Consider the following 22,120-nt stretch of genomic DNA (forward strand, 5'->3'; position numbering starts at 1 on the left):
GCACAGCCCTCACAGGAGACCCTCCTAGTGCAGAACCCCGCCGTCCCGGAACTGGCACACACCACCACCCGCCCCATCCACTGGCTGGCCACCGCGGCCGCACTCGCCGCCGTCATCGCGGGCTCCTCCTTCCTGCAGCCCGACCCGGCGAACGCCGCACAGGCCGGCTCCAAGCCCTCCGCCAAGAGCGCGGCCGCCCCCGCGCCCGCCCCTGACGCCGACGCCGTCACGTACCCCATCACCTGCGGAAACGTGAAACCCGTCGTCAAGAAGAAGGCCTCCGGCGACCTCGACGGCGACGGCAGACCCGAGACCGTCGCCGTGGTGCACTGCGCCGCCGGATCGGGCACCCCGCCCGACGGCATCTACGTGATCACCCGCGCCACGGAGGGCAAGCCCCGCGTCGTCGCCACCCTCGTCGACCCGCACGACCGGCAGAACGTCAGCGACTTCGCCGTACGTGACGGAGCGATCACCGCCACGCTCCTCGGCTACTCCTCGACCGACGTGCCCCGCTGCTGTCCCGATCAGCAGGACGACGCCAAGTGGCAGTGGAAGGACGGCACGTTCGCACGGTCCACACCGGCCGGAGCACACAGTGTGTGACGGAACCGACACGAGTAAGGGGTCTGTGCCCGCCGGTCACCGGCGGGCACAGACCCCTTACTCATGCGTGAGTTCGCGGCGGCCTCAGGCCGCGTCGGGACCGTAGACCTCGACGCTGTCCGAAACGCGACGCACATGAATGCAGTCGCCCGGACACTCCTTCGCCGAGTCCACCACATCCCGCAGAAGCGTCAGCGGAACGGGCGTTGTGGCCCCCGGCGCCTGCAACAGCTCGTCGTCGGAGCTCTTCACGTACGCGAGACCGTCGATGTCGAGCTCGAAGACCTCGGGCGCGTACTGCGCGCAGATGCCGTCGCCGGTACAGAGGTCCTGGTCGATCCAGACCTCCAGGGGATCGCCCTCAGGGCCGGTCCCAGCCTCGTTCTGCACGGTCATCTCTCCTGCCGATCGCTGCGTCGAGCCAACCGACTTTGCGGTAAGTCGGGCCAGCCCTGACGGGTGTTGAACGCTTCGACGATACAACCGCCCGCTTTCCGATGTTGTTGGGTGGGTATTCACCTGGCGTGAGGGAGAGCGCAAGGGTGAAGATCGGACACACCCCGACCGTCTTTGTGATCTAGGGGTTTCAATCGACACCCACCCAGGTAGGGTCTGGAAGCGTCCAGCTCCCCTTGGAGGAGGTGAGGACCGTGGCAGCCCACGACGACGACATCAACCGCGGCATCCGGCCGGGGCGAGGGTCTGAAGACCCCGCCGGTCAGGTTGCCTATCTCGAGCAGGAAATCGCCGTCCTGCGACGCAAGCTCGCCGACTCTCCGCGTCATACGAGGATTCTCGAAGAGCGGATCGTCGAGCTGCAGACCAACCTGGCCGGCGTATCCGCACAGAACGAGCGGCTCGCCAACACGCTCCGTGAGGCCCGAGACCAGATCGTGGCCCTCAAGGAAGAGGTCGACCGGCTCGCACAGCCACCGGCCGGCTTCGGAGTCTTCCTCGTGGCGAACGAGGACGGCACGGCGGACATCTTCACCGGGGGCCGCAAGCTCCGGGTGAACGTCAGCCCCAGCGTGGAGCTCGAAGAGCTCAGGCGCGGCCAGGAAGTCATGCTCAACGAAGCGCTCAACGTGGTCGAGGCCATGGAGTACGAGAGCGTCGGAGACATCGTCACCCTCAAGGAGATCCTCGAGGACGGCGAGCGAGCCCTGGTGGTCGGACACACCGACGAAGAGAGGGTGGTCAGGCTCGCCGAACCACTCCTCGACGTCACCATCAGGCCCGGCGACGCACTCCTGCTCGAACCCCGCTCCGGCTACGTATATGAAGTGGTCCCCAAGAGCGAGGTCGAAGAGCTCGTCCTCGAAGAGGTTCCGGACATCGGCTACGAACAGATCGGCGGCCTGGGCAACCAGATCGAGCTGATCCGTGACGCGGTCGAACTGCCCTACCTCTACCCGGACCTCTTCAGGGAGCACGAACTGCGGCCGCCCAAGGGCGTGCTGCTCTACGGGCCCCCCGGCTGCGGCAAGACGCTGATCGCGAAGGCCGTCGCCAACTCCCTTGCCAAGAAGGTCGCCGAGGTGACCGGACAGGCCGCGGGGAAGAGCTACTTCCTCAACATCAAGGGACCCGAACTCCTCAACAAGTACGTCGGCGAGACCGAGCGCCACATCCGCCTGGTCTTCCAGCGTGCGAGGGAGAAGGCGAGCGAGGGCACCCCCGTCATCGTCTTCTTCGACGAGATGGAATCCCTCTTCCGCACCCGCGGATCCGGTGTCAGCTCGGACGTGGAGAACACCATCGTCCCCCAGCTGCTCGCCGAGATCGACGGCGTGGAAGGCCTGGAGAACGTCATCGTCATCGGCGCCTCCAACCGCGAGGACATGATCGACCCCGCGATCCTGCGCCCCGGACGACTCGACGTGAAGATCAAGATCGAGCGCCCGGACGCCGAGGCGGCGAAGGACATCTTCGCCAAGTACCTCACCGAGCGGCTCCCGCTGCACGCGGACGACCTCGCCGAGCACAGCGCCGACCGGCGCGCCACAGTGGTCGGCATGATCCAGTCCGTCGTGGAGCAGATGTACGCGGAGTCCGAGGAGAACCGCTTCCTCGAGGTGACGTACGCCAACGGCGACAAGGAAGTCCTCTACTTCAAGGACTTCAACTCCGGCGCCATGATCGAGAACATCGTCGGCCGCGCCAAGAAGATGGCCATCAAGGCCTTCCTCGAAGCCAACCAGAAGGGCCTCAGGGTCTCCCACCTCCTCCAGGCTTGCATCGACGAGTTCAAGGAGAACGAGGACCTGCCCAACACCACCAACCCGGACGACTGGGCCCGTATCTCCGGCAAGAAGGGCGAACGGATCGTGTACATCCGTACGCTCGTCACCGGAAAGCAGGGCGCGGACACCGGACGCTCCATCGACACGGTGGCGAACACCGGTCAGTACCTGTAGAAGACAGGGCGGCTGCGGGTGTCCTTCGTGGGTACCCGCAGCTGTCTGTTTTTCAATGAAGACAATGATCTCCCCACCAGCGCAAAGGCGCTCTAGGCTCTTCGGTACCGCCGAGTCGCGCAGTGCGGGGACGGGCACCGCACACGCACCGGAGAACCAGCGGTACTTGAGCGCCGTTCCTGAAGGGGAGCGCCGCCGGGCAAGGAGGGCCGCATGACCGTACGGCGAGTAATGGGCATCGAGACGGAGTACGGCATCTCCGTCCCCGGGCACCCCAACGCCAATGCCATGCTCACCTCGTCCCAGATCGTCAACGCCTACGCCGCGGCGATGCACCGGGCGCGACGCGCCCGCTGGGACTTCGAGGAGGAGAACCCCCTGCGGGACGCTCGGGGCTTCGACCTCGCACGCGAGTCCGCCGACGCCAGCCAGCTCACCGACGAGGACATCGGCCTCGCCAACGTCATCCTCACCAACGGGGCGCGTCTCTACGTAGACCACGCGCACCCCGAATACAGCTCGCCCGAGGTCACCAATCCCTGGGACGCCGTCCTGTGGGACAAGGCCGGCGAGCGCATCATGGCGGAGGCCGCCGAGCGCGCGGCCCAGCTCCCCGGCGCCCAGCCGATCCACCTCTACAAGAACAACACCGACAACAAGGGCGCCTCCTACGGCACGCACGAGAACTACCTGATGAAGCGGGAGACCCCCTTCTCGGACATCGTGCGCCACCTCACGCCGTTCTTCGTCTCCCGCCAGGTCGTCACCGGCGCGGGACGCGTCGGCATCGGCCAGGACGGCCACGAGCACGGCTTTCAGCTCAGCCAGCGCGCCGACTACTTCGAGGTCGAGGTGGGCCTGGAGACCACCCTCAAGCGGCCCATCATCAACACCCGGGACGAGCCGCACTCCGACGCCGAGAAGTACCGCCGGCTGCACGTGATCATCGGCGACGCGAACCTCTCCGAGATCTCGACGTACCTGAAGCTGGGCACGACATCCCTGGTCCTCGCCATGATCGAGGACGGCTTCATCGCGGTGGACCTCGCCGTCGACCAGCCCGTGCGCACCCTGCACCAGGTCTCCCACGACCCGACCCTCAAGCGTCTCGTCACGCTCCGCAGCGGCCGGACACTCACCGCGGTCCAGCTCCAGATGGAGTACTTCGAGCTGGCCCGCAAATACGTGGAGGAGCGGTACGGCTCCGACGCCGACGAACAGACCAAGGACGTCCTCACCCGCTGGGAAGACGTCCTGGGCCGCCTGGAGACCGATCCCATGAGCCTCTCCGGGGAGCTCGACTGGGTCGCCAAGCGGGAGCTCATGGAGGGCTACCGCCGCCGGGACAGCCTCGACTGGGACGCCGCGAGGCTCCACCTGGTCGACCTCCAGTACGCGGACGTACGCCCCGACAAGGGCCTCTACAACCGCCTGGCGGCCCGCGGCAAGATGAAGCGGCTCCTGGACGAATCACAGGTCGAGCGCGCCCAGAGCAAGCCTCCAGAGGACACCCGTGCGTACTTCCGCGGCCGCTGTCTGGAGCAGTACGCGGACGACGTGGCTGCCGCCTCGTGGGATTCGGTCATCTTCGACCTGCCCGGTCGCGATTCCCTCCAGCGTGTGCCCACTCTGGAGCCGCTGCGCGGCACACGGAACCATGTCAAGGAGCTCCTGGACCGCTGCCGCACGGCGGAGGACCTGGTTCGGGTGCTCTCCGGAGGCTGAAAGACCCGGCGTATGGGAATCATCGAGGTGGTCCCCGGACGTTGAGGAAAGTGCGGGGCCGATGTCAGACCTGGCTTATAGGGTCTGATCACGTACATCGAACCGAAATGAGCGGGGTGAGGTACATGGCGACCAAGGACACCGGCGGCGGACAGCAGAAGGCGACACGTTCCACCGAGGAGACCGAGGAGCAGACGCAGGAAGCGCAGGGCTCCGAGGACCTCAAGGAGCGCCAGGAGAAGCTGAGCGACGACGTGGACTCCGTTCTGGACGAGATCGACGACGTCCTCGAGGAGAACGCCGAGGACTTCGTGCGGTCCTTTGTGCAAAAGGGTGGTCAGTAACGGGCATGGCGGAGCCGGGGGCGAGCGGTGCCGGGAATGCGTGGCGCACGACCGGGCCGCGCATGACCGGCGGCGTCGACGAGCGTCGATGTGATCCGTCTCAACGCCCCTGCCGTACATGTGGATCACCGCCATGAGACGGGTAGGGTCCGTGGCGTACTGTGCTTCAACTGCAATTCGGCCATCGGCAAGTTGGGGGATGAACCCGACACCGTCCGCCGCGCGGCCGCATACCTGGAAGGAAACGCGTGGAAGCCAACACTCGTAGCACCGGGCGTCTACCAGCTGCCTTCCTGACGCCTGGTTCTTCGTCCTTCATGGACTTTCTGTCGGAGCATCAGCCCGAGATCCTGCCGGGCAACCGGCAGTTGCCTCCCACGCAGGGTGTGATCGAGGCGCCGCACGGCACGACGATCGTGGCGACGACGTTCCCCGGGGGCGTGGTGCTCGCCGGTGACCGGCGGGCGACGATGGGCAATGTCATCGCTCAGCGCGACATCGAGAAGGTCTTCCCGGCCGACGAGTACTCGGCCGTCGGCATCGCCGGCACCGCCGGTCTCGCCGTGGAGATGGTCAAGCTCTTCCAGCTGGAGCTGGAGCACTTCGAGAAGGTCGAGGGGGCCACGCTCTCCCTGGAGGGCAAGGCCAACCGTCTTTCCACGATGATCCGGTCCAACCTGGGCATGGCACTGCAGGGGCTGGCCGTCGTCCCGCTCTTCGCGGGGTACGACGTGGACCGCGAGAAGGGGCGCATTTTCTCGTACGACGTCACGGGCGGGCGTTCCGAGGAACACGGCTTCGCGGCCACCGGTTCCGGTTCGGTCTTCGCGCGTGGTGCGATGAAGAAGCTCTACCGCAACGATCTGACGGAGCAGGAAGCGACGACGCTCGTCGTGCAGGCGTTGTACGACGCGGCGGACGACGACTCGGCCACGGGTGGTCCGGATGTCGCCCGCCGGATCTATCCGATCGTCACCGTGATCTCCGACGAGGGTTTCCGGCGGCTGGGGGACGAGGAGTCCTCCGAGATCGCCCGCTCGATCCTTGAGCGGCGCCTGGAGCAGCCCGACGGCCCGCGGGCCTCGCTGCTCTGATCGATCCGTATTCGCCACTGACTGAGTCACTGACAGAAAGGGACGGATAGCCGGTGTCGACGCCGTTCTATGTCTCACCCCAGCAGGCCATGGCCGACCGGGCGGAGTACGCCCGCAAGGGCATCGCCCGTGGTCGCAGCCTTGTTGTGCTGCAGTTCGCCGATGGCATCGTGTTCGTCGGCGAGAACCCGTCCCGTGCGCTGCACAAGTTCAGCGAGATCTATGACCGGATCGGCTTCGCGGCCGCCGGCAAGTACAACGAGTACGAGAACCTGCGGATCGGTGGCGTGCGCTATGCCGATCTGCGCGGATACACCTACGACCGCGACGATGTGACGGCCCGTGGGCTCGCGAACGTCTACGCCCAGACGCTGGGCACGATCTTCTCGAGCCAGGCGGAGAAGCCGTACGAGGTGGAGCTGGTCGTCGCCGAGGTCGGGGAGACGGCCGAGGGCGATCAGATCTACCGCCTGCCGCATGACGGTTCGATCGTGGACGAGCACGGCTCGGTCGCGGTCGGCGGCAACGCGGAGCAGATCAGTACGTATCTGGATCAGCGTCACCGGGACAACATGACGTTGGCCGAGGCGCTGAAGCTGGCGGTGCAGGCGCTGTCCCGTGACACCAACGGCAGTGAGCGGGAGATCCCCGCGGAGCGGCTCGAGGTGGCGGTGCTCGACCGGACGCGGCCGCAGCAGCGGAAGTTCAAGCGGATCGTCGGGCGGCAGCTCGCGCGGCTGCTCGAAGGGGACGCTTCGGCGCCCACGGATGCCGCTTCCGACACGGAGGAGACGGACGCGGGTTCCGACACCGCTTCCGGGTCCGAGTCCGGGGCCGGCGAGGAGTAGTTCGGTTCGGCGTACGCCCCGTGTCCTGGCCTTCGGGCCGGGGCGCGGGGCGTACGTGTGTGCGCAGTACGTGGCTAGGGCGCGGGGGCGGTCGAGCCGCGGACGATCAGCTCCACGGGGAGGGTGTCGAGGCGGGGTGTGCGGCCGTCGAGGACGGCGAGCAGTGAGGTCATGCCGTGTTCGCCGAAGCGCTCGGCGGGCAGCCGGACGGTGGTGAGCTCGGGCTCCACGGCGGTGGCCAGGGTGAGGTCGTCGAAGCCGGTCACCGAGAGGTCTTCGGGCACCCGCAGGCCCAGTCTGCGGGCCGCTTTGCAGGCGCCCGCGGCGAGGATGTCGTCGTCGCAGACGAGGGCGGTGGGGCGGGGTCCCGGCGCGGCGAGGGCGGTCTCTGTGACGGCGCGGGCGTCGTCGACGGTGAGGGGTGCCCGCACGGTGCGTACGGCGGCTCCGGTGCCGTGCAGCGCCCCGGCGAGGGCGTCGGCGCGTACGTCGAAGGTCCAGGTGTCGACGCCTGCCGCGAGGTGCAGGAAGTCGCGGTGGCCGAGGGACAGCAGATGTTCGGTGACGCGGCGCATGCCGTCGGCGATGTCGAGGTTGACGGTGGCGGTGCCGAGGCTGCCCGCGGGGTCGCTGTCGAGCATGACCAGGGGGAGTTCGTCGCCCCGGATGGCGGCGAGGGCGTCGGAGGCCATGGAGGAGGCGAGGACGCCGTCCAGGGAGGCGCGCGCGGAGTCGAAGGGGTCGCGGGCGGGGCCGATGCCGTCGGGGGAGGGGTAGAGCACGACGCCGAAGCCGTGCCGGGCGGCCAGGCGGGCGGCGCCGGTGTAGACGCGGGCGAAGAATTCGTTGGTGAGGGCGGGGACGACGAGGAGCGCCGTCCTGGTCCTGCCGAGGCGGAGGTTGCGGGCCGCGAGATTGGGCCGGTAGCCCAGGTCGCGGGCGGTGGCGCGGACCCGCTCGGCGGTGCGCTCGGCGACCCGGCCGCGCCATTTCTCGCCGAACACGAGGGAGACGGTGGCCTGGGACACCCCGGCGGCGCGCGCGACGTCGCGGCTGGTGGGGCGCGGCCCCGCGGTCTCCTGCTGTGGCCCGGCCACTCCTGGTACCTCCCCGGTCGGTGCCGCGGGACGTCGGTGAGGTGGACCCGCGGTGAGCGCTCATGGTACGTATGACGCTCGACGTTATACGTAAAACCTCGGCGCGTCGGTGCCGGGCGAGGGGCGGGAAGCATGGCTGCCGGATACGCGGAGATCCTCCGGACGAGATACGCCGGGCGGCTGCTCGCCGGCACGCTGGTGGGCCGGCTGCCGAACGCGACGGCCGCGATCGCCATCGTGCTGTTCATCCGCGCCGAGGGCGGGACGTACAGCCTGGCCGGCGGTCTGGCCGCGGTGTACGGCGTGGCCAACGCGGTGGGGCAGCCGCTGCTCGGCCGCCTGGTGGACCTCTACGGCCAGCCGCGGATCCAGCTCCCGGCGGCGGTGCTCTCCGCGCTCGGCATGGGGGCCTTCGCGTTCACCGGGCCCGACTCGCTCGGCGCGGCGTATGTGGCGGTGGGCGCGGCCGGGCTGTTCACGCCGCCTCTGGAGGGCGGCCTGCGCGCGCTGTGGCCCGGCGTCCTCGGCAAGGAGGAGCAGGTGCATACGGCGTACGCCATGGACGCCATAGCCCAGGAAGTCATGTTCACCGTGGGCCCGTTGATCGTCACCGGCAGCGTCGCGCTCTGGTCGGAGCAGGCCGCGCTGCTCGTCGTGAACGCCATCGGTGTCCTGGGCGCCCTCTCCGTAGTGGTGTCGAAGCCCTCGCGCGCGTGGCGCTCGGCGCCCCGCGAGGCGCACTGGCTCGGCGCGCTGCGCTCCAACGGGCTGCTCGCGCTGCTCGGCGCGTTCCTCTTCATCGGCATGGCGCTGGGCTCCATCACCGTGGCCGGCGTCTCGTACGCCGACGGGCACGGCGGTGACGCGGTCTATGGCTGGATGATGGCGGCGATAGGTCTCGGCGCCCTGGTGGGCGGTTCCGTGTACGGGGCGCGGCAGTGGAGCGGCGTACCGGAGAAGCGTCTTACGGTCCTGGTGGCTCTCCTGGCGCTTTGCTACTGGCCGTTGACGCTGGTCCCTGGGCCGGTCGCCATGGTGGCGCTCACGGCCGTGGCGGGTGTCTTCCTGGCGCCGGCGCTCGCCTGTGCGTTCATCATCGTCGACCGGCATGCACCGCGGGGCACGGTCACCGAGGCGTTCTCCTGGCTCGTGACCACGTTCACCGTCGGCGCGTCCCTCGGAACGGCCGCAGCGGGCCCGGTCGTCGAGTGGGGCGGGACGGTGTGGGGCTTCGCGGTGCCGGGCCTCGCCGGTGTGGCCGCGCTGCTTGTTCTGCTGGCCACGGGCCGGGTGCTCGCGCTGCCCGTGGATTCGGCGGTCGTTGCGGGTTCATCGGAAAATGATCGAAACGGTGCTGTCGAACCCGGTTTCAGTGCAGGGCATAAGGCGTAATGTTCAGTCATGGACCGCCGCATTTTCGGGCTGGAGAACGAGTACGGCGTCACGTGCACGTTTAGGGGGCAGCGCCGTCTGTCACCTGACGAGGTGGCGCGCTACCTCTTCCGCCGTGTTGTGTCATGGGGCCGCAGCAGCAACGTCTTTCTGCGGAACGGCGCCCGCCTCTATCTTGACGTCGGGTCACATCCGGAATACGCGACACCGGAATGTGACAACGTGACCGAGCTGGTCACCCACGACAAAGCGGGCGAGCGCATTCTGGAAGGCCTGCTCGTCGACGCCGAACGCCGCCTGCACGAGGAGGGAATCGCGGGCGACGTCTATCTCTTCAAGAACAACACCGACTCGGCGGGAAACTCCTACGGCTGCCACGAGAACTATCTGGTGGCCCGGCACGGGGAGTTCTCGCGGCTCGCGGACATCCTCATTCCGTTCCTGGTCACGCGGCAGCTGCTGTGCGGCGCGGGCAAGGTGCTGCAGACTCCGCGCGGCGCCGTGTACTGCGTCAGCCAGCGGGCCGAGCACATCTGGGAGGGGGTCTCCTCCGCGACCACCCGCTCCCGGCCGATCATCAACACCCGCGACGAACCGCACGCGGACGCCGAGCGCTACCGCAGGCTGCACGTCATCGTCGGCGACTCGAACATGTCCGAGACGACCATGCTCCTCAAGGTCGGCGCCACCGACCTCGTGCTCCGCATGATCGAGGCGGGCACCGTCATGCGCGACCTCACCCTGGAGAACCCGATCCGGGCCATCCGTGAGGTCAGCCACGACATCACGGGCCGCCGCAAGGTGCGCCTGGCCAGCGGCCGCGAGGCCTCGGCCCTCGAGGTACAGCGCGAGTACTACGAAAAGGCCGTGGACTTCGTGGAGCGCCGCGGCATCCGCACGGGCACGGTCGAGCAGGTCCTCGAACTGTGGGGCCGCACGCTCGACGCGATCGAGGCCGAGGACCTCGACAGGATCGGCACCGAGATCGACTGGGTCATGAAGTACAAGCTCATCGAGCGGTACCGCGCGAAGAACAACATGACCATGTCGCACCCCCGGGTCGCGCAGATAGACCTCGCGTACCACGACATCCACCGTCGTCGTGGTCTGTACTACCTCCTGGAGCGAAAGGGACAAGCCGCCCGTATCTGCAACGACTTGAAGATCTTCGAGGGCAAGTCGGTGCCCCCGCAGACCACCCGCGCGCGGCTGCGCGGTGACTTCATCCGCCGGGCCCAGGAGCAGCGCCGCGACTTCACGGTCGACTGGGTGCACCTGAAGCTCAACGACCAGGCGCAGCGCACGGTTTTGTGCAAGGACCCCTTCCGGTCGGTGGACGACCGGGTGGAGAAGCTCATCGCCGGTATGTGATCGCCGGTATGTAAACCCCTGAGACGGGTGGTGCGTTGCGGGAACGCAACGCGGGGCGCCGTACGTTCCTCGTACGGCGCCCTTCTCGATGCGTAGAGTTGCGCGCACGCCAACCGACAAGATCGACCGATACGAGGCCCCCACCGTGCGCCGACGCTCACTTCTCCTTGCCGTTCCGGCCGGCCTGCTCACGCTGGCCGGGTGTGGTGACGACAAGGCCGACAAGGCCAAGTCCAGCGACAGCCCGTCCCCCACCAACTCGACCTCGGCCGCGCCGACGGCGAAGATCGTGGACGGGCCTGTGCCCGAGATCACGAAGGGGACGAAGTTCGGCCAGAAGCCGACCGTCGCGAAGGGGAACGGCAAGCCGTCCTCCGACCTCGCGGTCAAGACCCTGATCCAGGGCAAGGGTGCCGAGGTCAAGAAGGGCGACTACCTCCAGGCCAACTACCTCGGCCAGATCTGGGCCACGGCGAAGGTCTTCGACAACTCCTACGACCGGGGCAACCCCACGGTCTTCCCGATCGGCGTCGGCCAGGTCATCCCCGGCTGGGACCAGGCCCTGGTCGGCAAGAAGCTCGACAGCCGAGTGGAGCTCGCCATCCCCCCGAAGCTGGGGTACGGCACGGAGGGCAACAAGCAGGCGGGCATCAAGGGCGACGACACCCTGGTCTTCGTCGTCGACCTGGTGGGCACGTTCAACGCCAAGAGCTCGGTCAAGGGCAAGGAGGTCGCGCAGTCCAACATCGACCTGCCCAAGGTCGGTACGAACACGGACGGCAAGGCCCCCTCGATCGACGTCCCGAAGAAGAAGGACGCCCCCAAGAAGCTCGTCGCGACGTACGTCCTGGAGGGCGACGGCGACGAGGTCAAGGAGACCGACAGTCTCCTGTGCCAGTACAAGGGCGTGCTGTGGGCGGACGGCAAGGAGTTCGACTCCTCGTACAAGAGCGGCCAGCTCGCCCAGTTCCAGCTCGCGCAGGTCGTCAAGGGCTGGGCGCAGGGCCTGACCGGCAAGAAGGTCGGCAGCCGCGTCCTCATCGTCATCCCGCCGGAGCTGGGCTACGGTGACCGGCCGCCGCAGGGCAGCACCATCAAGAAGGACTCGACGCTGGTCTTCTCCGTGGACATCCTCGCGAAGGCGTGACGCCGGGCGAGGATGTAAGACTGTCCGCGCATGACCATCCGTATCAAGCAGGAGCATTTTCGTGAGCATTGACAAGCCCGAGGTCGACTTCCCGGGCGGCGAGCCGCCGGCCGATCTGCAGATCAAGGACATCTGGGAGGGTGACGGGGAGGTCGCCAAGGCGGGCGACTTCGTCAAGGTCCACTACGTGGGCGTCGCCTTCAGCACCGGCGAGGAGTTCGACGCGAGCTGGAACCGCGGCAACCCGCTGGAGTTCCAGCTCGGTGCCGGCCAGGTCATCTCCGGTTGGGACCAGGGCGTCCAGGGCATGAAGGTCGGTGGCCGGCGCGAGCTGATCATCCCCGCCAAGCTCGCCTACGGCGACCGTGGCGCCGGCGGCGGCCGTATCGCCCCGGGCGAGACGCTGATCTTCGTCTGCGATCTCGTCTCCGTCTGAGCGACGACTGAGGTCAGGGTCTGATCAGACCTGTCCATCGAGGGTCCATGCCTGTCCTGGCATGGGCCCTCGGCTTTTGCCAGGACACCCCAGGGCGGTACGGTCGGCGGTCGGAAGCACTGTTGAGAAAGGGCGTCGATGGCCATTGCCAAGGCCGAGCGGCTGATGAACCTGGCGCTGTGTCTGCTCGGGACGCGGCGGCCGCTCAGCAAGCGCGAGCTGCGCGAGTCCATCGAGGCCTATCTCGAAGCGGGGAACGACGACTCCTTCAACCGGATGTTCGAGCGCGACAAGGACGATCTGCGCGAACTCGGCCTGGTCATCGAGACGGTGGAGAATCTCGACGGTGACGTGGGCTATCTCGCCCGGCGCGACAGCAACCGCCTTCCGCCCATCACCATCGACGCCGAGGAAGCCGCCGCGCTCGGCCTCGCGGCCAAGGTCTGGCAGCAGGCCCGCCTCGCCGGAGCGGCCAGCGGCGCCCTGCAGAAGCTGCGCGCCGCCGGGCTGCCCGAGGACGTCGACCCGTACGAGGCACACAGCGCCCTCGAACCGCGCATCCCCGTGCACGAGGCGTCCTTCGAGCCGCTGATGCTCGCCTGCCGCGACCGCCGCCCCGTCGCCTTCGACTACCGCAAGGCCACCGCGGCCCGCCCCGAGCAGCGGCACGTCGAGCCGTGGGCGCTCGAATGCTGGCGCGGCCACTGGTACCTGGCCGGCTGGGACCGCGACCGCGGTGCCGAGCGGGTCTTCAGGCTCTCCCGCATCACGGGCAAGGTGCGCTCCCGCGCCGGAAGGTTCACCGCCGACGTCCCCGACGTGGTCACGGTGCGCGAGACCGTGGCCAGCTGGGCGGGGGAGAGCGCCGACCGCTCCGCCCTCATCCGGCTGCGCACGGGCGCGGGCTATCCGCTGCGGGCCAAGGCCGCCCACATACGCGAACTGGGCGAGGGGTGGGACGAGTTGGAGATTCCGTACGGGCACGGGCTCGATGCCTGGCTGGTGGAGTTCGGGCCCGATGTGGTGGTCCTGGAGCCCGCGGAGCTGCGGGCCGACGTCGTGGACCGGCTGCGCGCCGTGGCCAAGGGCTGAGGGGACGTACCGAGAATGGCCTCGAACGCCATCGACCAGACCCGGCGGATGCTCTCCCTGGTGACCTATCTGCGCGAGCGCCCCGGCGCCCACGTCAGCGACGTCGCCCGCGCCTTCGGGATCACCCAGGACGAGCTGATCTCCGACCTGGACGTGCTGCCGCTGTGCGGGACCAGCTTCCGCGGCGGCGACCTCCTCGACATCGACACCGACGGCGACCGCATCTGGTGGCACAACCCGGACGACGTGGCGGCCCCCCTGCGGCTCGCCGCCGACGAGGCCACCGCGCTCCTGGTGGCCGCCCGCGCGGTGTCCACCCTGCCCGGGCTGCGCGAGAGCGACCGGCAGGCGCTCCTTCGCGCCACCGCCAAGCTGGAGACGGCTGCCGGCGAGGCCGCAGGGGCCAGCGCACGTCTTTCGGTCACCTTCGAGTCCGAGGGCGGCGTCTTCGCGGACGTCGACCGCGCCATCTCCGAGCGGCGCAGGCTCTGGCTGCGCTACTACTCGCCCGCGCGCGACGAGCTGACCGAGCGCGAGGTCGACCCGATCCGTCTCTTCGCCGTCGGACACACGTACATGGAGGCGTGGTGCTACCTCTCCGAGGCGCGCCGCACCTTCCGCCTCGACCGGGTCGCCGAGATCAGGATCATGGACGAGGCGTCGTCGCCGCCCGAGGTCGAGCTGCGTGATCTCTCCGAGGGGCTCGTGCAGCCCGCCGCCGAGGACCCCGAGGTGGTCATCGAGGTGGGGCCCGGCGGCCGCTGGGTCGCCGAGTACTACCCGCACGACAGTGCCGAGGAACTCCCCGACGGCGGACTGCGGATCACGCTGCGCACCCCGGACCCCACCTCGCTGCGCAGGCTCGCGCTGCGGCTGGGCGGCGACGGGCACATCGTCTCCCCGGCCGATCTCGCGGACAGCGCGCGGCAGGCGGCGCGTAAGGCCCTAGCGGCCTATGACCGACACCCGGAAGGGCCGTACGACAGGCAGGAGCAAGGACGTTGAACACCAGCATCATGTCCGAGATTCCCGGAATGTCGAGAATCGCCCCCGTGCTCTTCAAGGCCGCCTGCCCCGACTGCCGCGCCCGCTTCGAACTCTCCGCGGGCGCCCTGCGGTTGGCCATCGGCGCATCGGCCCGCACCACCTTCTACTCCTTCACCTGCCCCGAGTGCGGCGTCGCGGTGCGCAAGCCCGCGGGCGAGCGCATCGTCGAACTCCTCACCGGCGGCGGGGTGCGGACGCTGCGTCTGCACTCGACCGTCTAGGCTCGGCGCATGTTCTGGGCGATGCTGGCGATTGCTGTGGGGTTCTGCGGCCTGGCCGTGCTCGGCGTTCTGGCGATCCGGGTCTTCCTGGAGGCGCAGCGTCTGAGCCGTCAGGTGACGGAGACCACACAGCGGATCAATCGCGCGGCGGAGGATCTTGAGGCGGCTGCGACGGGCGTGGCCCGTGCGGGCCGGGATGTCCTTTAGATCCTGTGAATCCCACAGGTGCCGGGGAGACGCGCATCGACACCGCGGCCTGTCAACTTCCCTTGTACGGCAGGTACGCTGCTGACGTGGCCCGGAGTGCGAGGCGCGGGCCGCGACTGGGAGTACGCACAGGGATTGCCCTGCGTTCACCCCTGAGCGTTACGATCGCTGCCAGCACGGTGGCCGGACAGCAAGTCCGGCCTGTCCGGCAGCCCCGCCCCTGCCGCCTCGGTGAGAAGGTAAAGACCTATGTTCGGAAAGATCGGCGCCCCCGAGATCATTCTCATTCTCGTCGTCATCGTTCTGCTGTTCGGCGCGAAGAAGCTTCCCGACATGGCCCGGTCGCTCGGCAAGTCCGCGCGCATCCTCAAGAGCGAGGCCAAGGCGATGAAGACGGACGGCAAGAAGGACGAGGCCGCCCCGGCCGACCCGCCGAACGAGCCTTCCGCCCAGCAGCGCACCATCCAGGCCGCGCCCGGCGACGTGACCAGCTCGCGCCCGGTCACCGAGCCCACCGACAGCACGACTAAGCGCTGATCCAAGGCCGGCGACGGCCGGCCTGCCGCACGAGATGAGGACGTGGGTTGCTCAAGTCTGCCCGCAAGAAGGAACAGGATCCCGAGGGGCGGATGCCTCTTGCGGAGCACCTGCGTGAGCTCCGCAACCGGCTCGCGAAGGCCGTGCTGGCCATCATCGTCGTCGCGATCGTCGCTGCCTTCTTCTACAAGGACATCATCGAGTTCTTCACGGACCCGATCCTGAGTTCCGTAGGGTGCGAGTCCAGCTTCGCCGAGCTGGCGAAGAAGGGCGGGGACGAGACCTGCGCGCGCATCGTGCTGAACGGTCTGATCACGCCGTTCACCCTTGCCCTGAAGATCTCCCTGATGGCCGGCGTGGTGCTCGCGTCGCCGGTCTGGCTGTACCAGCTGTGGGCGTTCGTCGCCCCTGGCCTGCACAAGAGCGAGAAGAAGTACGCCTACGCATTCGTGGGCGCCGGCTTCCCGCTGTTCATGTGCGGTGGGTTCTTCGCGTACAAGACGCTGCCGACCATGGCGCGGGTGCTGCTCGACTTCTCACCCGGCGGCGTCGACAACCAGCTCCCGCTGGACGAACTGATCGACCTGGTCACCCGCATGGTGATCGTCTTCGGTCTCTCCTTCGAGCTTCCGCTGCTCCTGGTCATGCTCAACCTCACCGGAGCCATCACCGGCAAGCGGATGCTCGGCTGGTGGCGCGGGATGATCATGGGCATCACGGTCTTCGCGGCCGTGGCCACGCCCAGCACGGACCCGCTGACCATGATCATGCTCGCCGGGCCGATCTGGGTGCTGTACTTCGCGGCCACCGGCTTCTCGCTCCTGAACGACCGGCGCAAGGCCAGGATCGATGCCGCAGGGCCCGACGACGACGAGGCGTCCGACCTCGACCTGACGCCCGAGGACGTCGGCGAGATCGAATCCGTTTCGGCCAGTCGTGCCCTTCCGCAGCAGAGCAGCCCGGACCGGGACCGGGTAAACGGTTTCGACGACGTGACCTGACCTTGTAGGGTCCGGCCGTGACCAGCGAGATCACCCTCTTCGTCAATCCCACCGCGGGACGCGGCCGGGGCGCCCACGCGGCGCAGCCGGCCGCTTCCGCGTTGCGGGCAGCAGGCTTCTCCGTACGCACGGTCATCGGCGAGGACGCCGCCGATGCGCTGCGCAGGGCGCGGGACGCCGTCGAGGGCGGCACGGGGGCGCTGATCGCCGTCGGCGGCGACGGCATGGCGAGCCTCGCGCTGCAGGCCGTCGCGCAGACGGACACCCCGCTGGGGGTGATCGCCGTGGGTACCGGCAACGACTTCGCACGGGCGCTCGGGCTCCCGGTGCGGGACCCGGCGGCCGCCGGGGCGGTCGTCGCCGACGCGCTCGACGCGGGACGCACCCGCGCCGTCGACCTGGGGCGGGTCGGCAAGACCTGGTTCGGCACCGTGCTCGCGTCCGGCTTCGACTCGCGGGTCAACGACCGGGGCAATCGCATGCGCTGGCCGACGGGGCGCTTCAAATACGACCTCGCGATGCTCGCCGAGCTGGCCGCCTTCAAGACCGTCCCCTACCGGATCACCCTGGACGGCGGGGAGGTCCACGAGGTCGACGCGACGCTCATCGCCGTCGGCAACGGATCCTCGTACGGCGGAGGCATGAAGATCTGCGCCCGCGCAGACATGAGCGACGGTCTCTTCGACGTCACGGTCGTCGGCGACTGCAGCCGCACGACGCTCCTGAAGGTCTTCCCGCGCGTCTACAAGGGCACGCACCTGGACCATCCCAAGGTCACCGTCCACCGGGCGCGGAAGGTGGAACTGGCGGCCTCGGGCGTGACCGGGTACGCGGACGGAGAGCAGCTGGGGGCTCTGCCGCTGACGGCGGAGTGCGTGGCGGGAGCCGTGCGGATCCTGGTGCCCGAAGGGTCTTGAAGGGTCTTCGGGGCCGTAAGGCAGATAATGATCGTCCGTTGTCAGTGGTGGCCGGTAGGCTCGAAAGCACGATGACAGAGGACCTCTCACCGGCCGAGCGGTACGCGGCGGCGCGCGAGCGCGCTGCCGAGCAGGCCACCGCACTCGCGGGCTTCCGCGAGATGTACGAATTCGGCCTCGACCCCTTCCAGATCGAGGCCTGTCAGGCACTCGAGGCGGGCAAGGGCGTGCTCGTGGCCGCCCCCACGGGTTCGGGCAAGACGATCGTCGGCGAGTTCGCCGTGCACCTGGCCCTGCTGCAGGGCAAGAAATGCTTCTACACGACGCCGATCAAGGCGCTCTCCAACCAGAAGTACGCCGACCTGGCGAAGCGGTACGGCGCGGACAAGGTCGGCCTGCTGACCGGCGACAACAGCGTCAACTCCGATGCGCCGGTGGTCGTGATGACCACCGAAGTGCTGCGCAACATGCTGTATTCGGGCTCGCAGGCGCTCCTTAACCTCGGCTATGTGGTGATGGACGAGGTGCACTACCTCTCCGACCGCTTCCGGGGGGCCGTCTGGGAAGAGGTGATCATCCACCTCCAGGAGTCCGTCACGCTGGTCTCCCTGTCGGCGACGGTCTCGAACGCGGAGGAGTTCGGCGACTGGCTGGACACCGTGCGCGGCGACACCCAGGTGATCGTCTCCGAGCACCGGCCCGTGCCGCTGTTCCAGCACGTGCTTGCCGGGCGCCGGATGTACGACCTCTTCGAGGAGGGCGAGGGCCGGAAGAAGACGGTCAACCCCGACCTCACACGCATGGCGCGCATGGAGGCCAGCCGTTCGTACAACCCGCGCGACCGCCGCAAGGGCAAGATGGTCCGCGAGGCCGACCGTGAGCGCGAGCGCCGACAGCGGTCGCGGATCTGGACGCCGGGCCGCCCCGAGGTCATCGACCGGCTCGACTCCGAGGGCCTGCTGCCCGCCATCACGTTCATCTTCAGCCGCGCGGCCTGCGAGGCCGCCGTGCAGCAGTGTCTGCACGCGGGTCTTCGGCTGAACGACGACGACGCGCGGATGAAGGTCCGCGAGATCGTCGAGGAGCGCACGGCCGCCATCCCGGACGAGGACCTGCACGTCCTCGGCTACTACGAATGGCTCGAAGGCCTGGAGCGCGGCATCGCCGCGCACCACGCGGGCATGCTGCCCACCTTCAAGGAGGTCGTCGAGGAGCTCTTCGTACGCGGGCTCGTGCGCGCCGTCTTCGCCACCGAGACGCTCGCCCTGGGCATCAACATGCCCGCGCGCAGCGTGGTGCTGGAGAAGCTCGTCAAGTGGAACGGCGAACAGCACGCCGACATCACCCCCGGCGAGTACACGCAGTTGACCGGTCGCGCCGGGCGGCGCGGCATCGACGTCGAGGGCCATGCGGTCGTGCTGTGGCAGCGGGCCATGAGCCCGGAGCACCTCGCGGGGCTCGCCGGAACGCGTACGTATCCGCTGCGGTCCAGCTTCAAGCCGTCGTACAACATGGCGGTGAACCTGGTCGAGCAGTTCGGGCGGCACCGCTCGCGTGAGCTGCTCGAGACGTCCTTCGCGCAGTTCCAGGCCGACAAGTCGGTCGTGGGGATTTCGCGGCAGGTGCAGAAGAACGAAGAGGGGCTTGAGGGCTACAAGGCCTCCATGACCTGCCACTTGGGGGACTTCGACGAGTACGCGCGGCTGCGCCGCGAGCTCAAGGACCGGGAGACCGAGCTCGCCAAGCAGGGGGCCAACCAGCGCAGGGCCGCCGCGGCCGCCGCCCTGGAGAAGCTCAAGCCGGGCGATGTCATCCATGTGCCGACCGGCAAGTACGCGGGGCTCGCGCTCGTCCTCGACCCGGGGCTGCCCGCGGGACGGGTCAACGGCCACCGGGGCTTCGAGCACCAGGACGGTCCGCGGCCTCTGGTGCTGACCGCCGAGCGGCAGGTCAAGCGGCTCGCAGCGATGGACTTCCCGGTGCCGGTGGAAGCCCTCGACCGGATGCGGATCCCGAAGTCGTTCAACGCGCGTTCCCCGCAGTCGCGCCGCGACCTGGCGTCCGCGCTGCGCACCAAGGCCGGGCACATCGTGCCCGAGCGGCACCGCAAGGGGCGCGCTGCCGCCGCCGACGACCAGGAGATCGCCCGGCTGCGCGCGGAGCTGCGCGCGCACCCCTGCCACGGCTGTGACGAGCGCGAGGACCATGCGCGCTGGGCCGAGCGCTACTACCGCCTGCGGCGGGACACCGTGCAGCTGGAGCGGCGCATCGAGGGACGGACGAACACCATCGCGCGCACCTTCGACCGGATCGTCGCGCTGCTCACCGAGATGGACTACCTCCGGGGTGACGAGGTCACCGAGGACGGCAAGCGGCTCGCCCGGCTGTATGGAGAGCTGGATCTGCTGGCGAGCGAATGCCTGCGGGAAGGCGTGTGGGAGGGGCTCAGCCCGGCCGAACTGGCCGCGTGCGTCTCGGCGTTGGTGTTCGAGGCCCGGATGGCGGACGACGCGCTCGCGCCCAAGCTGCCCTCCGGGAAGGTGAAGGCCTCCCTCGGCGAGATGGTGCGGATCTGGGGGCGGCTCGATGCCCTGGAGGAAGAGTTCAAGATCAACCAGGCGGAAGGGGTCGGGCAGCGCGAGCCCGACCTCGGGTTCGCCTGGGCGGCGTACATGTGGGCGTCGGACAAGGGCCTCGACGAGGTGCTGCGCGAGATCGAGATGCCTGCCGGGGACTTTGTCCGGTGGTGCAAGCAGGTGATCGATGTGCTGGGGCAGATTGCGGCGGCGGCTCCGCGGGAGGGGTCCACTGTGGCGAAGAATGCGCGTAAGGCTGTGGATCAGCTGTTGCGCGGGGTTGTGGCTTACAGCTCGGTCGGCTGACGGTGAGTTGGGGCGGGCCGGGGGATTGGTTCTTTCCCCAGGCCCGCCCCTTCCCGAAACCAGGGGCAAGCCCCTGGACCCCAGTGCTTGGTGGCCGTCGATCGCGGCCTTCGGCCTGGCTCGTCCTCAAACGCCGGACGGGCTGAAACCTCCCCCGCGGCGGGCTGGAAGAGCCCGCCTTACGCCGCTGAGCTCGCCAGCGCAGCGTCCCGCTTCGCGACCTCCTCCCGGACGATCGGGATCACCTGGCGGCCGAAGTCGATCGCGTCGTCCAGGAGGTCGTAGCCGCGGGCCGAGAGGATGTCGACGCCCAGGTCGTAGTAGTCGAGCAGGGCCTGGGCGACCGTCTCCGGAGTGCCCACCAGGGCCGTGGAGTTGCCGGCGCCGCCGGTCTCCGCCGCGGTCGGCGTCCACAGGGCGCGGTCGTGCCGCTCGCCCGATGCCGCCACCGCCAGGAGCCGCTGCGAGCCCGAGTTCTCCGGGTTCTTCAGCGGGTGGCGGCGGGACGGCGGCGCGCCCGCCTTGCGTGCCTTGATGCGGGCCAGCGTCGCGTGCGCCTTCTCCCAGGCCAGTTCCTCGGTCGGCGCGATGATCGGGCGGAACGCCACCTGGATCCGGGGGACGTCGGTGCGGCCCGCGGCCCTCGCCGCCGCCTTCACCGACTCGATCTGCTCGGTGGTCTGCGCCAAAGGCTCGCCCCACAGGCAGTAGATGTCGGCCTCGGCGCCCCCGGCCGCGTACGCGGCGGGCGACGAACCCCCGAACGAGACGCGCGGATGCGGCTGTTGGACCGGGAAGGTGTCGCTGACGAAGTCCTTGAAGCGGTAGTGCGCGCCCTCGTGGTCGAAGGGCTCGTGCGAGGTCCACGCCTTCTTGATGATCTGGATGGCCTCGCGGGTACGCGCGTACCGCTCGTCCTTGGTGAGGAAGTCGCCCTCGCGCTGCTGCTCTTGGTCGTTGCCACCCGTGATGAAGTGCACCGCGAGGCGGCCGTCGCTGATCCGGTCCAGGGTCGCGAAGGTCTTCGCGGCGAAGGTGGGGTACGAGACGTTCGGGCGGTGCGCGACCAGGATCTGGAGCCGTTCCGTGCGGGCCGCGATGTAGGCGGCCGCGGGGGAGGGGTCAGGGGATCCGGATCCGTAGGCGAACAGGACGCGGTCCCAGCCGTGGTCCTCGTGGGCCCGGGCGAGCCTGAGCGTGTAGTCCTTGTCGAAGGAGGCACCGGAGCGCGCGGTGACTTCGGAACCTTCGTTGGTCGCTGCGATGCCGAGGAATTCGACGGGCATGGTGGAGCCTCATCTCAACTGGTCGTGGTGTGCGCTGACTTGGAAGCGGTCAGGAGCAACACGACGCGGACCACACACGACCGAAGTCGATGTGGTCGCGGGTGACCAGCCGGAGCTGAGGGCGCATGCGCCCAGTGGAACAGCCGTCCATACGGAGCGTCAACCACGGCCGGGCGGTGGTGATTCCCCTCCCGTCCAAGTCCCGCCCGAAGCCGTGTTCGCGCATGTTCGACGCCATCACTCCACGTGTTCGATTGATCGCCACGCGTGCAAATGGAGCCGAGTGTATGCCTGTCGGCAAGGCCGCTGCAGGGGGTTGCTGAATATGACTCGGCGATGATTCCGGCGGACTAAGCTCGCCCGGAGCGCGGCGAGTTGAAACGAGTTGCGATAGATTCGCGCGCTTGTTCCCAGTTCTCCAGATAGTTCGCATGCGTCTTCACCTCACAACTC

General features: G+C 68.7%; 21 protein-coding genes and 1 pseudogene. 19 read left to right on the plus strand and 3 right to left on the minus strand.

Going from position 1 to position 22,120, the window contains the following annotated elements:
* The first annotated feature begins 27 nt into the window (after positions 1-27).
* Positions 28-606, plus strand: coding sequence for a hypothetical protein (locus tag OG453_RS17640; RefSeq protein WP_266868851.1), 579 nt, complete (start codon positions 28-30; stop codon positions 604-606).
* A gap of 84 nt (positions 607-690) precedes the next feature.
* Here OG453_RS17640 and OG453_RS17645 read toward each other — a convergent pair whose 3' ends face one another.
* Positions 691-1,002 carry a ferredoxin gene (locus OG453_RS17645; protein WP_266868853.1) on the minus strand — a complete coding sequence of 104 codons (312 nt, stop codon included), beginning with the start codon at positions 1,000-1,002 and terminating at the stop codon, positions 691-693.
* A 254-nt stretch (positions 1,003-1,256) separates the two neighbouring features.
* Here OG453_RS17645 and arc point away from each other — a divergent pair, with 254 nt between their 5' ends.
* The 6 genes and pseudogenes from arc to prcA all read left to right on the plus strand — a co-directional run bounded on the left by arc (position 1,257) and on the right by prcA (position 7,034).
* A complete protein-coding gene (gene arc, locus OG453_RS17650) occupies positions 1,257-3,023 on the plus strand; it encodes a proteasome ATPase (RefSeq protein ID WP_266868854.1) in 1,767 nt (588 codons plus the stop codon).
* A 213-nt stretch (positions 3,024-3,236) separates the two neighbouring features.
* Positions 3,237-4,748: a depupylase/deamidase Dop gene (gene dop / locus OG453_RS17655; protein ID WP_266868855.1), complete on the plus strand. Its 1,512-nt coding sequence runs from the start codon at positions 3,237-3,239 to the stop codon at positions 4,746-4,748.
* A gap of 125 nt (positions 4,749-4,873) precedes the next feature.
* On the plus strand, positions 4,874-5,092 hold the full coding sequence (locus tag OG453_RS17660) for a ubiquitin-like protein Pup (protein ID WP_055555575.1): 219 nt from the start codon (positions 4,874-4,876) through the stop codon (positions 5,090-5,092).
* 93 nt (positions 5,093-5,185) lie between these two features.
* Positions 5,186-5,389: pseudogene (locus OG453_RS17665) on the plus strand (endonuclease VII domain-containing protein); the annotation flags it as partial.
* On the plus strand, positions 5,341-6,186 hold the full coding sequence (gene prcB / locus OG453_RS17670) for a proteasome subunit beta (RefSeq protein ID WP_266868856.1): 846 nt from the start codon (positions 5,341-5,343) through the stop codon (positions 6,184-6,186). The pseudogene OG453_RS17665 and the gene prcB, both read left to right, overlap by 49 nt.
* 53 nt (positions 6,187-6,239) lie before the next feature.
* On the plus strand, positions 6,240-7,034 hold the full coding sequence (gene prcA / locus OG453_RS17675; RefSeq protein ID WP_266868858.1) for a proteasome subunit alpha: 795 nt from the start codon (positions 6,240-6,242) through the stop codon (positions 7,032-7,034).
* Positions 7,035-7,108: 74 nt separating this feature from the next.
* Here prcA and OG453_RS17680 read toward each other — a convergent pair whose 3' ends face one another.
* Positions 7,109-8,131, minus strand: a complete 1,023-nt coding sequence (locus tag OG453_RS17680) for a LacI family DNA-binding transcriptional regulator (protein WP_266868859.1) — start codon at positions 8,129-8,131, stop codon at positions 7,109-7,111.
* A 132-nt stretch (positions 8,132-8,263) separates the two neighbouring features.
* Between OG453_RS17680 and OG453_RS17685 the strand changes: the two genes are divergently transcribed.
* The 12 genes from OG453_RS17685 (at position 8,264) to OG453_RS17740 (ending at position 20,381) form a co-directional block, all read left to right on the plus strand.
* Positions 8,264-9,523: an MFS transporter gene (locus OG453_RS17685; protein WP_266868860.1), complete on the plus strand. Its 1,260-nt coding sequence runs from the start codon at positions 8,264-8,266 to the stop codon at positions 9,521-9,523.
* 9 nt (positions 9,524-9,532) lie between these two features.
* On the plus strand, positions 9,533-10,894 hold the full coding sequence (pafA, locus tag OG453_RS17690) for a Pup--protein ligase (protein ID WP_135334215.1): 1,362 nt from the start codon (positions 9,533-9,535) through the stop codon (positions 10,892-10,894).
* A 145-nt stretch (positions 10,895-11,039) separates the two neighbouring features.
* On the plus strand, positions 11,040-12,041 hold the full coding sequence (locus tag OG453_RS17695) for an FKBP-type peptidyl-prolyl cis-trans isomerase (protein WP_266869911.1): 1,002 nt from the start codon (positions 11,040-11,042) through the stop codon (positions 12,039-12,041).
* Between the two features lie 61 nt (positions 12,042-12,102).
* Positions 12,103-12,477: an FKBP-type peptidyl-prolyl cis-trans isomerase gene (locus OG453_RS17700; RefSeq protein ID WP_266868861.1), complete on the plus strand. Its 375-nt coding sequence runs from the start codon at positions 12,103-12,105 to the stop codon at positions 12,475-12,477.
* A gap of 138 nt (positions 12,478-12,615) precedes the next feature.
* Positions 12,616-13,569 (plus strand): YafY family protein, encoded by a 954-nt coding sequence (locus tag OG453_RS17705; RefSeq protein WP_266868862.1) that lies wholly within the window; start codon positions 12,616-12,618, stop codon positions 13,567-13,569.
* Positions 13,570-13,584: 15 nt separating this feature from the next.
* Positions 13,585-14,574 carry a YafY family protein gene (locus tag OG453_RS17710; RefSeq protein WP_266868864.1) on the plus strand — a complete coding sequence of 330 codons (990 nt, stop codon included), beginning with the start codon at positions 13,585-13,587 and terminating at the stop codon, positions 14,572-14,574.
* An 11-nt stretch (positions 14,575-14,585) separates the two neighbouring features.
* A complete protein-coding gene (locus OG453_RS17715) occupies positions 14,586-14,837 on the plus strand; it encodes a hypothetical protein (protein ID WP_266869912.1) in 252 nt (83 codons plus the stop codon).
* A 9-nt stretch (positions 14,838-14,846) separates the two neighbouring features.
* A complete protein-coding gene (locus OG453_RS17720; RefSeq protein WP_266868865.1) occupies positions 14,847-15,044 on the plus strand; it encodes a hypothetical protein in 198 nt (65 codons plus the stop codon).
* 249 nt (positions 15,045-15,293) lie between these two features.
* Positions 15,294-15,581, plus strand: coding sequence for a Sec-independent protein translocase subunit TatA (tatA, locus tag OG453_RS17725; protein WP_266868866.1), 288 nt, complete (start codon positions 15,294-15,296; stop codon positions 15,579-15,581).
* Between the two features lie 47 nt (positions 15,582-15,628).
* Positions 15,629-16,582, plus strand: coding sequence for a twin-arginine translocase subunit TatC (tatC, locus tag OG453_RS17730; RefSeq protein ID WP_266868867.1), 954 nt, complete (start codon positions 15,629-15,631; stop codon positions 16,580-16,582).
* Between the two features lie 17 nt (positions 16,583-16,599).
* Positions 16,600-17,499 carry a diacylglycerol kinase gene (locus OG453_RS17735; RefSeq protein WP_266868868.1) on the plus strand — a complete coding sequence of 300 codons (900 nt, stop codon included), beginning with the start codon at positions 16,600-16,602 and terminating at the stop codon, positions 17,497-17,499.
* A gap of 71 nt (positions 17,500-17,570) precedes the next feature.
* Positions 17,571-20,381, plus strand: coding sequence for an RNA helicase (locus OG453_RS17740; protein WP_266868870.1), 2,811 nt, complete (start codon positions 17,571-17,573; stop codon positions 20,379-20,381).
* Positions 20,382-20,560: 179 nt separating this feature from the next.
* Here OG453_RS17740 and OG453_RS17745 read toward each other — a convergent pair whose 3' ends face one another.
* Positions 20,561-21,667 carry an LLM class flavin-dependent oxidoreductase gene (locus tag OG453_RS17745; protein WP_266868871.1) on the minus strand — a complete coding sequence of 369 codons (1,107 nt, stop codon included), beginning with the start codon at positions 21,665-21,667 and terminating at the stop codon, positions 20,561-20,563.
* Between the last annotated feature and the right edge of the window lie 453 nt (positions 21,668-22,120).

This window comes from Streptomyces sp. NBC_01381, assembly GCF_026340305.1.
GTDB lineage: Bacteria > Actinomycetota > Actinomycetes > Streptomycetales > Streptomycetaceae > Streptomyces.

Coding starts and splice junctions, on each gene's coding strand:
- OG453_RS17645 (WP_266868853.1), bottom strand. CDS start 1,002: ATGACCGTGCAGAACGAGGCTGGGACCGGCCCTGAGGGCGATCCCCTG.
- dop (WP_266868855.1), top strand. CDS start 3,237: ATGACCGTACGGCGAGTAATGGGCATCGAGACGGAGTACGGCATCTCC.
- OG453_RS17660 (WP_055555575.1), top strand. CDS start 4,874: ATGGCGACCAAGGACACCGGCGGCGGACAGCAGAAGGCGACACGTTCC.
- OG453_RS17685 (WP_266868860.1), top strand. CDS start 8,264: ATGGCTGCCGGATACGCGGAGATCCTCCGGACGAGATACGCCGGGCGG.
- pafA (WP_135334215.1), top strand. CDS start 9,533: ATGGACCGCCGCATTTTCGGGCTGGAGAACGAGTACGGCGTCACGTGC.
- OG453_RS17705 (WP_266868862.1), top strand. CDS start 12,616: ATGGCCATTGCCAAGGCCGAGCGGCTGATGAACCTGGCGCTGTGTCTG.
- OG453_RS17710 (WP_266868864.1), top strand. CDS start 13,585: ATGGCCTCGAACGCCATCGACCAGACCCGGCGGATGCTCTCCCTGGTG.
- OG453_RS17715 (WP_266869912.1), top strand. CDS start 14,586: ATGTCCGAGATTCCCGGAATGTCGAGAATCGCCCCCGTGCTCTTCAAG.
- OG453_RS17720 (WP_266868865.1), top strand. CDS start 14,847: ATGTTCTGGGCGATGCTGGCGATTGCTGTGGGGTTCTGCGGCCTGGCC.
- tatA (WP_266868866.1), top strand. CDS start 15,294: ATGTTCGGAAAGATCGGCGCCCCCGAGATCATTCTCATTCTCGTCGTC.
- OG453_RS17740 (WP_266868870.1), top strand. CDS start 17,571: ATGACAGAGGACCTCTCACCGGCCGAGCGGTACGCGGCGGCGCGCGAG.
- OG453_RS17745 (WP_266868871.1), bottom strand. CDS start 21,667: ATGCCCGTCGAATTCCTCGGCATCGCAGCGACCAACGAAGGTTCCGAA.